We start from the raw sequence: 14,433 nt of genomic DNA, 5'->3' as shown, positions 1-14,433 counted from the left end.
GAGACGTACTATGATCACTGGAATTATCATTGCAACCTGCGTTGTGGCCGGTGTCGGAATAGTTATAGGTTTTATTCTTGGCGTGGCAGACCTTAAGTTGCATGTAGAAGTAGATGAGAAGGAAGCAGCTATTTTGGAAGCTCTTCCCGGAAATAACTGCGGTGGCTGCGGATATCCCGGATGTTCGGGCTGCGCTGCGGCCATTGCTAAGGGCGAAGCGGCAGTTAACCAATGCCCTGTAGGAGGCGCACCTGTTGCTGCAGCAATCTCAGCAGTTATGGGCGTAGAGGCTATTGAGACGGAAAAACAGGTTGCCTATGTTCACTGTAACGGCAACTGCGAGAACGCTACCCAGCAGTATGAATATGACGGAGTTTCCGACTGCCGTCTGCAGATGCAGGCGCCCGGCAGCGGTTCCAAGACTTGTTCCTTTGGCTGTCTTGGCGGCGGCTCCTGCGTATCCGTATGTCAGTTTGATGCCATCCACATCGTAAATGGTGTGGCAGTAGTGGATAAGGATGAATGTAAGGCCTGCGGCAAGTGTATCGACATCTGCCCGAGACACCTCATCGACCTTATTCCTTACAGCGCAAAACAGGTTGTTGCCTGCATGTCCAAGGACATGGGCAAAGCCGTTAACGGTTACTGTAAGGTGGGATGTATCGCCTGTCATATCTGCGAAAAGAATTGTCCTGCCGGAGCCATTACCGTTGAGAACAACGTAGCTTCCATCGACCAGAGCAAGTGTACTCACTGCGGTACCTGCGTGGAGAAATGCCCGAAGAAGGCAATAAAAGATATTTAACAATAAAGCGATAAAGGGGACAGTCCCCATTAACAAGGACTGTCCCCTATTAGTTACTGATTTTTCATACTAATCCTGCTCCCCGCCGGAACAGAAGCAGTGATAAATGCGTTAGCACCGATAACAGATCCTTCACCGATAACAGTCTCACCGCCAAGAATTGAAGCTCCTGAATAGATAGTAACATTGTCTTCAATGGTGGGGTGACGTTTGATTCCCTTAAGAGCCTGACCGCCTCTCGTTGAGAGACCGCCGATTGTTACGCCCTGATATATTTTGACATGTTCTCCGATTATGGAGGTCTCGCCGATTACAATTCCGGTTCCGTGGTCTATCATGAGATATTTGCCAAGGGTTGCTCCGGGATGGATGTCGATACCGGTCTTGCTGTGGGCATATTCCGTCATCATTCTGGGAATAAGCGGCACATTAAGAAGATACAGCTCATGGGCTATTCTGTTGATTGTGGTGGCCAGAAGTCCCGGATAGGAGAGGATTATCTCCCCCTTACTGTAGGCTGCCGGATCTCCTTCATAGCAGGCCTGAAGATCTGTGTCAATGTACTCCCTTATCTTGGGAAGCTTTTTGAAGAACTCATGTGTAATGCAGCGTGAACCGCAGTCCAGGGTCTCATCGCCGGCATTTTTGTAATCGGGGCTGTGATGGAATGCGATAGCGATCTGCTTCTGCATATTGTAGATAACGTCCTCGATAACTACGGCTATTCTGTTGTTGTCGTTGTAGCTCTTGTAGACCTTGTCTCTGTAATAGCCGGGATATATGATTCGGATCAGCTTGATGACGATGTCCTTAACCGCATCACGGTCAGGCTGATTATAGACATCCATCTGATCCACATCCCGTCCCTTCTCATAGTCTGAGAGGATCAGATCTACTATACTTTTTATCTCATTCTTTAATTCTTCGTTGTTATTGCTCTTCTTAAAATCCATTTTTTGACTCCATATCTTCTATATTAATAATTTGTAAGCATTTACAATGTTACGAAATGTTTAATATAGTTCTTCGGGCTTTATGACTATGTTGCTTTACTAAGCTATAGTATACATCATGAATCCTGCTTGTTAAAACATTTTTTCAATAAGACCTAAATAAAATCAAGCTTTCGGCCGATATAGCAAATGACAGATAGTATATTCTTTTCCGGCAAAGGGATAGCCGCTATAAAAGTACAGGGACGTACATGGGAAAAGAACTTGTTATTTGGAGGTACGTGCCCTATGATGAGATCTCTTTGGTCCGGTGTCTCAGGTCTTAAAACCCACCAGATGGAAATGGATGTAATTGGTAATAACATTGCCAATGTAAATACAACTTCTTATAAATCACAGGCAACAGGATTTACGGATATCCTGTATCAGACAGTTCGCCAGGGAGCAGGAGCGGGTGATAATACCGCCACGGTCAATGCTTCCCAGGTTGGTCTTGGATCTAAGGTCGGATCAATCTATACCAACATCACCAGGCAGGGGTCAGCAGTTACAACAAATAACGCCTTTGACCTTATGATCACAGGTGATTCATTCTTCGTGGTTACTCTTCCTGACGGAACTCAGGCTTTTACAAGAGACGGATCTTTTACCATTGACGGTGCCGGTAATTTCGTAACCCAGAATAACGGCTATATCTGCAATATGATCGCCGGGGAGGGGATATCCGGAACTCCAGCCGTTATGACTGAGCGTACCAGGACTATGGCCGGACAGGCAACGTCCGAAGCTTACCTTAAAGGAAACATCAACAAGGATGATGAAGTCCTTGAGGAGGGAAGAGTTCTTCAGCTCGAAGTTTATGGCAAGGACGGCAGGACCTATACGATCAAGCTTAAAGTCGACAATGCGGGAGACAGCGATGACAGCACATACCGCGTTTCAATAGACAAGATCCTGGATGACAACGGTAAGAAAATTGATAACAGTGTATCTAACGATATTCTCCTTACATACAACAAGCATGACGGAACACTTGATGGTATAGCACCGATCTCACCGCTTAGTGCAACAATCAAAGAGACTCCCGGCACCGGGGAAGGTGTCACTGAGACCAACATAACTCTTGAAGGCAACCTTTCAAGTTATACTTACAATACAACGGTGACCGGCAAGGACGGCAAGCATTACACACTGACCTATGGATTGCATCCGAGCTCCGAAACTGAGAACGGATATACTTTGAGATTATATTCCGCAAGAGATGAAGACGGAGTATTGAAAACCTTCGATGATATGTCAGTGGAGCTTAAGTACAATGAGGAATCCGGACAGTTGGAGGCCATCGGCGAGGAAAACACCAAGACCACAACCTTCAGGTTTGACAATATCCTTAACAACCTTGGACCGATCACCTTTGATCTTGGCAACACCAAGGTTCCTGATCCCGCCGGAAGTTCCTACCAGTTCATGTTTGGAGGAGATGCGGCAGCCATCGGTAATCTTAATGTGGACTTTAGCAACACAACCAATTACGCCAACACCATGGGAGGTACAACCTCATCGATATACGCGTATAAGGGTGATCTGCAGGGACAAAATAAAGGATATCCCAACGGAGAACTAAGCGGCCTGTCAATTACCAATGACGGTTCAATATACGGAAGCTACACCAACGGCCAGACAGTCAAGATCTCTCAGATAATCGTGGCACAGTTCAGTAATGCCATGGGCCTTGAAAAGATAGGTGATAACCTCTACAAAGCTTCACTTAATTCAGGAGAACCTATATACATGGACATCACACAGGATGGCGGTTATATGTCCTCGGGATACCTGGAAGGCAGTAATATCGACCTTGCCAAGGAATTCACTGATATGATCACAACCCAGCGCGGTTTCCAAGCCAACAGCCGCGTAATTACTACATCTGACGAGATGTTGCAGATACTTAAGGGACTTAAACGATAAGCTAAAAGCAGATAAAAAAAGGAAACTTTAAGGGACCCAATTTATAATTATAAATAAAATATGAAATTTTATTTGCAGAGCCGGACTGAGATTCCGGCTCTTTTTTTCAGATACTGTGATTTTTTTGTGAAAAAAGGATTGAAATATGATTAGCAATAGTTTATATTCTAGTTACAACATTTTGCGAATAATGTTAGCTTAATAAAGATAATATTATTTACATTTACTTAACTTAATAACAACAGGAAATAAAGGCAAAACCGTCGAAAGATGGTGACGCAAAGCTACAGGGTCTTAATCACTTTATGTGACAGATAGCCAGTTGCTGGTGCTTCGGATAGCACCAAAAAAAGCGACCGTGTCTGTTAAAGGATTATACAGACGGTCTTTTTTATTGAAATTACAGTACGCAGGCAGTTCATGGATGAACACATGGCATTGGTAATGGCATGGTAGTACAGGGATATGTAATTTTCTCGACAACAGGTTTTTAGCTTTGCATTTGCCTCTCCGTATTATAAGGTATTTTGCAGAGTACTAAAGGTTTAGTCCGATGCAAAGTGCCTTTTTTCATGTGGGAAAACGGGAAAAGAGAAAATGGCGGATTTGAATTTAAAGAAGCTCAGCCGTGCGGAACTTTTGGAAATGATGATCGGATTTTCCGAAGAAGCTGAGAGTGCCAAGAGGCATGAGAAGGAACTCAAGGAAGAGTTCGAGAGAGAAAAGCTGCAGTTGCAGCACGAGATGGCCGAAGAGAGAGCAGCAATGCTCAAATCCTTCGACGATGAGAAGGCTGAGATGCGTACCAAGTTCAACGAACAGAAGACGCAGATGCAGGCCAAATTTGACAAAGATATAGAGGGACTTAAGTCAAGACTTGATAAGGAAAAGAAGGATCTTGTACAGCAGGTTGATGACAAAATGAGCAAGATTCAGTCGTCAGGAACCTTGGCGGAGGCATCACTTAAGCTCGGAGGCATCTTCGATGCTGGGCAGAAGGCCGCAGACCTCTATGTTCAGACAATCCAGGATCAGGCTAAAAGGGAATACGAGGATTTCAAGAAACAGATGGTGGAATCCCGCAGAAGAATGGACCTGATAGAGAGTGAAGCCAAAAGACGCTGCGAAGAAATGATAAACGCAGCCGGCGGTGATGGCAAAGAGATGCTCAAAGCCATTCTTGATAGCATGAATAATGCAAAAATTGTAGCCAAAGACAGCAGCAAGACAGATACAACGGAGGGACAGGCACCTAAGGAAGAGACAGCACAGGCAGAGACAATTTCAGAAGAGACAGCTAAGGAAGCCCCTAAGGCAAAAAAGACTACAAAATCCAATACAGAAACAGATAATGTAACACAGACCGATGCGCCGCCTGTTAAGAGAAAACGTGGCAGGCCGAGGAAAATAAGAGTTGATGAGTAAGAAAAAAAAGGAACCCCGGAGAAGGCCGACTCTTGACGAGCTTAAGAGCGAACTCAAGAGGGAGAACAACAAAAAGGAATATAAGAAAGTTCTTAGGAACTCAATTATAGTAGTTGTTGTTGTGGCAGCGCTGGCGGTTCTTGTTTCCAGTTTTTATGTTACAGCTCTCAAGGTTACGGGTGACAGCATGACCCCGACTCTTGAGACGGGACAGATAGTCATAGCAAGTAACAGCACGGTTTTTGAGACCGGCGATCTTCTTGCTTTTTACTATAACAACAAGGTTCTTGTTAAGCGAGTTATCGGATCCCCGGGCGACTGGGTAACGATAGATGACGCCGGAAACGTTATGGTCAACGGAGTTCTGATCGATGAACCATACATTACCGACAAGAGTCTGGAACCCACGGATCTTGAATTCCCGTATCAGGTCCCGGAGAACAGATGGTTTGTTTTGGGAGATCACAGAAGCGTTTCCATTGATTCCAGATCCAGTGTAATAGGATGTGTGACAAGGGAACAGCTCATAGGAAGGGTAATGTTCAGAGTATTTCCCTTTGACGCTTTTGGTGTTATTCAAGATAGATGAAACGTTGTAAGAAGTAATATTAATAGATTAGGGGTAACGAAACATGCGCAAAGCTGATGAAAATCGCGCAGAAAACTACATCAGAAAGCACAGCAGATTCAAAAAGTGGATTGCGTTCGCTGTATGTCTTTCTCTTCTGTCCGGTACAGTAACATTTTATATGTTGAATAAGCCAGCAACGGCTATGACTGAGGAAGGAGCCAAGCAGGTCGGTCTTGTACTTGAAACAGCAGACAATGCTTACGAGCAGGGACTGATCAAGCAGATGGAGAACGAAGAGGCCAAGAAGTCAGAGGATGGTGAGAAGACCGAAGAGTCAGCCGGCGCACAGGCTTCAGGAGAGGACAATTCTGCCGCAGCTTCATCAGGAAGTTCCGCAGTTGCAGCAAGCTCAGAGAGTTCAGAGAGCAAGCCTGAAGGTGCTTCTGAAGGAAAGCCCGAGGCTGCAGCAACTGATGCTTCTTCTACAGGATCAAGCGAAGGCGCATCTACAGGTAGTTCCTCAGGTGCATCAACCGGCAGCTCATCATCAGCAGCATCCGATGCATCAAGCAGTGCATCAACCGGCGATAGCAGTTCTGATACAAGTTCCGCAGCCGCCAGTGCTTCATCAGCTGAGACCTCAGCAGATGCATCATCAGAGAGTTCATCTGAAGAGACCAAGGTTTCTGACAAAGATATCAAGAGTGATGTCAAGATTACCGTTGTTTATAAAGATACAAACGGAGAACAGATTGCTGATTCCAAGGAACTTTCAATTACGGAATCATTTGACTTGACCAAGGAAGTCAAGAGCTTCGAAGGTTATGTTTTTGATAAAGGAACAGTTGATGAGACTCAGGTAATACTCATCACCAAGAAAACAGCTTCTTCCAAGTCGGGAGAAAATCAGGATGCAGCTTCCACCGCTTCCAGCGATGATGAAGTTCAGACCTATACTTATTACCAGGTAACAACAGCATCCGGTGAGACAAAAGATATTCTTGAAGATACAGATCTTCTTCTTACATACTACAAAGCTAATACACAGACCAGCTTCACAGCCAGTGACCTTATGGTTACGGTTAAGGCAGAGCTTTCCGATCCTTCAGCACTTCCTGAGGGAGTTGAGCTTAAGATAGCTGAGATCAGTTCCAGGTCTGAGGATTATAACTACGCTGCTTACATGGAGGCGCTTAACGACAACGCTGATAAGATCGCCGATAAGGACGCAGAAGAGAAGCAGTCCTACAATGAGAAGAACACTCTTCTTTATGACATCGCCTTCAAGCTTGATGGTGTTGAGTATCAGCCCAAGGCAGGAACGGTATCTATCTCACTTAGCCTTAATCAGAATCAGTTGTCTGATGAGATTGGAGCAGCTGATGCCGATGGCGTAAGCGTTGTACATCTTCCGGTTAAAGACGAGATCATGGACAATGTGAATGCTACCAGTGATGCGACAGACATCAAGGCTTCCGATATCAATGTTGAGGTGGTCAAGGGTAGCGATGTAGATCTTTCCGGCGATACCGATAAGGTTTCCTTCGAAACGGATTCCTTCTCTGCATACGCTCTTGTATACAGCGAATATGGAATTGTTTCCTGGACAGGAACTGAGCATATGTCAGCCCGTGACATTGCTGATGCACTCGGCGATAACACATCCTTCGGTGCCGTTGCGGGAACCTTTGAGTCAGCAGATAATACCGATGTTGAGTCAAATATCGCAGTGGGAACCCTTAAGAGTGTAATAGAATTCGGTAACTCATCAACTGTATTTACACACATTCAGTTTGACGGATACTTTATTACCAAGAATTCCACCAAGGACGGAACCTTTAAGTTTGGACTTTATTCACAGCCATATTCCGATACCAACAGAAATCCCAGCAAGATCGGTAATTTCAATATCGAAGTTAAGGATGGTACCGGTACAGTCAATCTCTTACAGCTGTTTGATCAGGATACTCTTCAGAGTAACGCAAGACTTTACGTTTATGAGGTTGATACAAAGGGCAATGTAGTTCCTGACGGTGAGACCTTTGTAGCAGCGGACGGAACCAAGTATACCGTAACCTATGATGTAAACGATCTTCCAACTGAAGATGATAATGATATCGTTGGTTCCTTCTCAAGTTCATATGTTGAGAACAATGCAAGCGGTGAGAACCTTTACAACAAGCTCAAGCATGTTGATGGCAATACAGTATATATCAAGAACTCGGATAATTCTTACACTGTTTACTCTTATCCTAATAACAGTGCGGGAACAACGGTTCAGGGAGCATTCCCGATATCCGTTTCAAACCTGTTGTCTACAGCATCCGAGGCATCCCGCAAGTTTGCACTTCTTGATGACACCAAGGACGTTATGGTGCTCAATGTCATCGGAACAAGCGATGGTTTCCGTAAGGATCTGACAAAGACAATTTTCCAGAAGTTTGGTATCAGCGGTGATATCAATAACTACCTTACGAGTGAAGGACTTACAATAGGTGACAAGCTCTGTGTTATTAACCTTGACCTGACCAATTGTCCTGAATACAAGATGGAGCAGTTCCTGGTTCATACAGAAAAGGAAAGCGGTAAGACCGGTGAGGGATGGCTTGAACTTGCCAACCAGATCATCATCAATCCTTTGCAGAGAAATGCGGCTAATGACCTTCTTCCTTACACAGGAACATTGGTGCTTGACACTGTATCAGGTACTTTCGTAGCTCCTGAAGCTACTGTTGATATCAATAACGGTGCTGTACCGGGATCAGTAATCGCAGGCTACATGATCCAGAGAAGAGAGATCCATAAGCTTACGGTTCGCAGATACCTCGATCAGCAGGCTTCAATGATGATCAACAATGTGGTTGATGACACTGACAACATTAAGCTTAAGATTGATAAATATGTAGATGGCATTCTTGCCAAGGCAGAAGATACAGGCAAGTTCAGTTTCATGATGGTAATGCTTGCCAAGGATTGTAACGGACATTATTATTGGAAGCCTGTAACCTGGGATACCAGAAATGAGGGATCTACTGTTACCTTTGATATTAACCCATGGCTTCTTGGAATGACTTATGGAAGCGGTGATACCAAGGAATCTCAGAATGCAAGCACCTACTATTTTGTAATCTTTGAGAATGATCCGACAGGTAATTATTCTAAGGACAACACTGCGATACTTGCAAAGATTAAGTATTACAAGGGCGGTGAGGTAGAGCCCCTTTACTACAGAATCGATGCAACTGAATCTGCGGATTTACAGAATAATCCGGGCACAGGATATTTCAATGATGCCCACAGAATATCATCATCCAAGGAACTGGAGCAGTTCCGGAATGTGGCCTTCTATAATGAGACCAAGGGTAAATCAGCTCTCAGAATTCACAAGATGGTGGTTAACGATTTCGGCTCCGGATTCGTAAGAGACAATACCGGAACAGCGCTCCTTGACAATGTAACCTTTAGAATTACCAATAATTCGACCAAGAATTATGTAGTTATGAAGGGCTTCACAGGAAAAGCAGATACCAAGGGTGAGGCTATCGAGTACAACTCAGGTAAGCCCACAGGTAAGAAATATGTTGTAACCTACAACAGAAGTGCTCAGTGGACCATCTCCGATCTTCCAGCAGGAACTTATGTAGTGGAAGAGGTGGCAGACGGACTTACCTTTACTTACGATCCTTATACTAATAAGAGCACATATCTTACAACTACCAACCTTTCAAGAGTTACCAAGTATGACGTAACAGTTGATAAGGAAGGCGGCAACTGGCTTGGTACCGGAGGAAATAACTATAGAGCTGTATTCTCTTGTGACATTCCGAATCATTTTGACAAGGCACCTACAGATGTAAAGGTTGGTTATGATGATATACCCAATGCTTCACATACACAGACGGTTCAGGTATGTAACTACTACAGTATTCCTATAGGACCTATACAGATCACCAAGAACTTCACCGGTGGAACCTGGAAAGAAGACATGGCATTTACCTTCACAATGGAAGGAATCGGATTCTCTATGAAGGATTCAGCCGGTAATCCAATCGACTTCAGTGTGAACCCTGAGCTTGCTCAGCAGCCAATGCCTGTAGGAGCTTCCAACGGAGTAGCAAGTGTGACAGTAACCGGTAAAGATGCGGTTAACAATGTTGCAACTGTTCAGTTCGGAGCTATACCATTCAGATTTGAAGGTACTTATCTGTACAAGATAACTGAGGACAGCTCAGGACAGATACCGGGCGTAAGCTACGACAGCAGAACCTATTACGTCAAGATTGAAGTTGATAAGTACTATACAAAGTTTGAGAAGTCATACACCTATGACAACATGGCTAATCCTGCCAAGTATACCAAGGATACTACACTTGCCGAAGATTTCTATTATCTTGGCGGTAACGTAACCTATGCAACGGATGAAGCCTTCAAGAATGTGGTTGCCACCTGCAAGCTTAGACTTGGAAGCAATCCCGATACAGTTAACCCTGATAAGAACGCATTCATTATCACTTACGGTTCGGGAGATGTAACGGATGTAGCATTCAACAACGTGCTTTCCGGTAAGCTCACAGTTACCAAGAAGTGGCTCGAAGGCAGTACAGGCGCCGATATCTCAAGCAAGCGTACATATCTTATTGTATATGTATGGCAGAGAGTTAACGGAGGTGAGTGGACAGAATACACATCCACCGAACTCTCAGCAAGTAATAAGTGGACCCAGACCATTACCGATCTTCCTTTATATGATGCCAAAGGCAATCGTTATGAATACACCGTTAAGGAGTCAGATGATTACCTGGCAACATACAGAGTAACTTACAAGTATAACGGTAAGACAATAAAGGGAAATGATCAGTCGGCAGTAACAGTTGACGGATCCAAGGCCAAGAATACAGGTTATGTTATGAAGCTTGGCTCAGACGGTAAGAACTTCGGTACAGTAACAATTATCAATGAAGAGGTTTATTCAAATACACTTCCTTCTACCGGAGGAGTGGGAACAGCTCCGTTTATGATCATCGGAATTATGATGGCAGCGGCTGCTTTGATAGCGGGATTGTTCTTCGGAAGAAGAAAAAAGAACGTTATCGGATAACCAAGGTTTAAAGCGTTAAGCTTAAGAACAGGTGCTCATTTGCACCGGATATAAAAGGACTGGATTTATACAAGACTCAAGATTCAAAAGGAGAGGAAAAGGAAATGAAAGGATTAAAGAAAGTTTTAACCGGAATTCTTGCCGCAACCATGGTATTCGCTATGGGAATCACTGCTACAGCGGCAGAAGCAACAACCACAACCACAGCTACTATCACTATTGATAGTAAGAATAGCAGCAATACTAACCCTGATGCTGTTATCACTTACGATTATTTTCAGATTTTAAAGGCTGATATCGTTAGTGGTGAGCAGGTAGCTTACTATGTAACAGATAAGAAGCTTGCTGATGCAGTAAGCGGAACAGGATATTTCACAGCAAAGAAGTCTGCTGATGGTTCACGTTACAATGTAACACTTAAGGATGGTCTCACAGGATCTGATTTAGGTGAGAAGATCGCAGCAGCTCTTAATAACGATACAGTAAAAGGTGCAGTAAGTGTAAAGGGACAGTTCAAGTCTGCTAACGGCGTTGCCAAGCAGGAGCTTGAGCCTGGTTACTACCTCATTCTTTCAAGCCTTGGTACTGTAGCAGCAGTTCAGACAGTTGGTGAAGTAACAATCAATGAGAAGAACTCATACCCTACAATCACAAAGGCTGATGATAAGGATTTCGCTCAGATGTTTGATACTGTTGTAACCTACACTCTTACAGTTGATGTTCCCAAGAGCGTAGCTAAGAAGCCTATCACAGTTGTTGATACAGCAACTGTTGGCCTTACACTTGATTCTAAGGTAGTTGCAACTGTTGAGGGCAAAGAGGTAGGCAAGTATGAGTGGTCAGAGCCTGTTGCTAAGAACGGCAAAAACGAGTACACAACTGTTATTCCTGAGGAGACAGTTGCTAAGTACGCAGGTTCCAAGATCGTTCTTACTTACACAGCAACAGTTAACGAGAATGCTGTAGTTCGTGTTAACGAAGAGAACAGCGCTCACCTTGTATATGACAACTACAATTCAGCAGAGACAGATCATGTTGATGTTGCAACACTTGGCGTAGAAATCGTTAAGGTTGACGGCGCAACAGGCAAGGCTATCACAGGTGCTGAGTTCACACTTTGGAGCGCAAAGGAAGGCGGCAATCAGATCGCAGTTGTTAAGGAAGGTGATCATTACCGTATTGCTAAGTCTAATGAGACAGGCGTAAACATCGCAGTTGATGCGAACGGTAAGGCTACAATCGTTGGTCTTGATGCTACTAAGTATTACCTTCAGGAGGAAAAGGCACCTGCAGGATACAACATGATCGAGGACAGATATGAGCTTGTTGTTAACGGCACATTAACAGTTCCTGAGCCTATCAAGATTGCTAACTTCACAGGCCGTACTCTTCCTTCAACAGGTGGAATCGGAACCACAATCTTCTACATCCTTGGCGGTATCCTTATCATCGCAGGTGTAGCATACTTCATGGTTCGCAGAAAGGCTGATGCACAGGCTTAATCGACCCGGGTTTATGAAAAAGTTTTATAATACAATTGAATCTTGTTTCTTTTAAATGAAACTGACTGTATTTCTAAAGGAGAGTGTCGATCCACGGAAGCTGGGGAGCTTCCAAGACAAACTTCTTTAGAAATGCAGGAATTGGTTCAAAAATAGGTAATTGTTCATATTTCACGGGATAAGATGATTGATGGATAAGAAGAACTTAAAAAGGATTATTCCCAATATAGTATTCAGTTTGATTTTTTTCGTTGGACTTGCAATTTTTTTATACCCGTCGGTAAGTAATTACATTAATTCAAAGCATCAGAGTAGGGTTATTTCCAACTATCAGGAGGTACTTGACGAAATCTCCCAAGAGGATTACAGCAGGTATTGGGAAGAAGCCCGAAAGTATAACGAAGAACTGGCTACAAGGCCTTTTAGTTTTACATTTTCCGATGAAGAACTGGAGCGTTACAACAGTGTGATGAATCCAACCGGAAGCGGAATAATCGGATACATAGAGATCGAAAACATCGGAGTTAACCTTCCGATATACCATGGAACAGATGAGTCTGTTCTTCAGGTAGGTATAGGACATCTTGAGGGAACCTCATTTCCCACAGGAGACACCGGTACTCATACAGTACTGTCAGGGCACAGAGGACTTCCATCCTCCAAGCTTTTTTCAGACCTGGATCAGATGATCGTAGGTGATACATTTTTATTACATATACTAGATCAGACTTTTGCATATCAGATTGATAAGATTAACATTGTTCTCCCGGAGGAGACCAATGATCTGGCAATTGTCTCAGGAGAAGACTATGTCACGCTTGTGACCTGCACACCCTATGGTGTGAATACTCACAGGCTCCTTGTAAGAGCAAAGCGTGTTGATTATAACGAAGAAACAAAGCTGATAGTTCCTGCGGATGCAACAAGATACGGAAATCTTGTTGTGGCACCGTTCCTCGGAGCCCCGCTGATACTTATCGCATTTTTATTTTATTTGTTTGCGACATCCAAACGTCGTACAAAGAGGAAGAAACATGATTAAGTTAGGAAAAGACATTTTTAGTAAAATAGTGTCTGTGGCAGTAGCTGCTGTTATGGTCCTTACCCTTTTACCGGGAAGGAGCGTATCTGCTGCTGATATTGACCTTTCTAAGAAGGGCAGTATGACCGTGATTCACCATTCTGCTGATGACGAGCCGCTTGAAGGCGTAAAGTCCAGAATATATCGCGTGGCATCTGTGGACGCTTCAGGTAAGTACACGGTTCTTGATGAGTTCAGCGGTTGCTTCTCGGATTCAAGTTTCTTCAACAACGGGTATGACTTCGATGCATGGAAGTCCTGCGTTGACGGCGTTAAGGAATATGTTAAGGCTACCAATGTTAAGCCCTACAAAGAAGGTGTTTCCGACAAGCAGGGCAAGACCTATTACGAAGACCTTGATCTTGGTGTATATCTGGTTATAAGTGATAACCTGGTAGATAAGAAGTTCGTTCACTCATTTGCTTCCTTTGTATATCCTGTACCGCTTCTTGAAAGAGGTAAGGAATCAGAGGTCATGGAATGGGTTTATGATGTTGAGGTAGCTCCCAAAAAGGAGAGCGTAGAGAGAATTATCGACGAGGAATTCGTTGTGTACAAGCGTTGGTCTGATTCAGGATATGAATCAAACAGACCAAGTGAGATCACAGTTAAGATCTATTGTGACTCCAGTGTTTACAAAACAGTTAAGCTTAATTCTTCCAACAACTGGAAATACTCCTGGACGTATGAGCCGGGACATGAGTGGAAGCTGGTTGAGACTTCAACAGGTAATAACTACACCGCTTCACTTTCCAAGTCCAAGGATGAGAACAAATATACCTTTGTATTTACCAATACATACAATCCACCTGAGACTCCTCCGGGAAATCCTCCCGAGGATCCCTCAGAACCTGTGACTCCTGACCTTCCTTCGGTTTTGGGAGCAATAAGGGATCTGCCTGAGGTTCTAGGTGCGAGAAGACTTCCACAGACAGGACAGCTGTGGTGGCCACTTCCTATACTTGTTCTCTTTGGAGTGTTCTTCATATTTAAGGGGATCAGGAAGAACAGTAAGGCATAATGTTTAAGG

Annotated in this window: 9 protein-coding genes and 1 riboswitch; of the genes, 8 read left to right on the top strand and 1 reads right to left on the bottom strand. The window is 44.0% G+C overall.

Annotated elements, in window-relative coordinates:
* The first annotated feature begins 10 nt into the window (after positions 1 to 10).
* Positions 11 to 805, top strand: a complete 795-nt coding sequence (locus G588_RS0107850) for an RnfABCDGE type electron transport complex subunit B (protein WP_022778196.1) — start codon at positions 11 to 13, stop codon at positions 803 to 805.
* Between the two features lie 53 nt (positions 806 to 858).
* On the opposite strand, the gene epsC is transcribed toward G588_RS0107850, so the two are convergent.
* Positions 859 to 1,758, bottom strand: a complete 900-nt coding sequence (gene epsC / locus G588_RS0107845; protein ID WP_022778195.1) for a serine O-acetyltransferase EpsC — start codon at positions 1,756 to 1,758, stop codon at positions 859 to 861.
* Between the two features lie 288 nt (positions 1,759 to 2,046).
* On the opposite strand from epsC, the gene G588_RS21465 reads away from it, so the two are divergent.
* The 7 genes from G588_RS21465 (at position 2,047) to G588_RS21455 (ending at position 14,424) form a co-directional block, all read left to right on the top strand.
* Positions 2,047 to 3,726: a flagellar hook protein FlgE gene (locus tag G588_RS21465; RefSeq protein WP_022778194.1), complete on the top strand. Its 1,680-nt coding sequence runs from the start codon at positions 2,047 to 2,049 to the stop codon at positions 3,724 to 3,726.
* Between the two features lie 243 nt (positions 3,727 to 3,969).
* Positions 3,970 to 4,056: riboswitch (cyclic di-GMP riboswitch) on the top strand.
* A gap of 267 nt (positions 4,057 to 4,323) precedes the next feature.
* Positions 4,324 to 5,151 (top strand): hypothetical protein, encoded by an 828-nt coding sequence (locus tag G588_RS21460; protein WP_022778193.1) that lies wholly within the window; start codon positions 4,324 to 4,326, stop codon positions 5,149 to 5,151.
* Positions 5,144 to 5,740, top strand: coding sequence for a signal peptidase I (lepB, locus tag G588_RS0107830; protein ID WP_022778192.1), 597 nt, complete (start codon positions 5,144 to 5,146; stop codon positions 5,738 to 5,740). The genes G588_RS21460 and lepB overlap by 8 nt, the downstream gene beginning before the upstream one ends.
* 43 nt (positions 5,741 to 5,783) lie before the next feature.
* The gene (locus G588_RS0107825; RefSeq protein ID WP_022778191.1) at positions 5,784 to 10,820 is read left to right on the top strand and encodes a Spy0128 family protein; all 5,037 of its coding nucleotides are present in this window, start codon (positions 5,784 to 5,786) and stop codon (positions 10,818 to 10,820) included.
* Between the two features lie 104 nt (positions 10,821 to 10,924).
* Complete coding sequence (locus G588_RS0107820) at positions 10,925 to 12,322, top strand: SpaH/EbpB family LPXTG-anchored major pilin (protein WP_022778190.1); 1,398 nt, start codon at positions 10,925 to 10,927, stop codon at positions 12,320 to 12,322.
* A 190-nt stretch (positions 12,323 to 12,512) separates the two neighbouring features.
* Positions 12,513 to 13,364 carry a class C sortase gene (locus tag G588_RS0107815; RefSeq protein WP_022778189.1) on the top strand — a complete coding sequence of 284 codons (852 nt, stop codon included), beginning with the start codon at positions 12,513 to 12,515 and terminating at the stop codon, positions 13,362 to 13,364.
* Positions 13,357 to 14,424, top strand: a complete 1,068-nt coding sequence (locus tag G588_RS21455; RefSeq protein WP_022778188.1) for a Cna B-type domain-containing protein — start codon at positions 13,357 to 13,359, stop codon at positions 14,422 to 14,424. Before G588_RS0107815 ends, G588_RS21455 begins: the two co-directional genes overlap by 8 nt.
* The last annotated feature ends 9 nt before the right edge of the window (positions 14,425 to 14,433 follow it).

Source organism: Butyrivibrio sp. AE3009 (assembly GCF_000420845.1).
Taxonomy (GTDB): Bacteria; Bacillota; Clostridia; order Lachnospirales; family Lachnospiraceae; genus Butyrivibrio.
The sequence above is the reverse complement of the archived record's forward strand: the minus strand, read 5'-3'. Positions and strand labels throughout refer to the sequence as shown.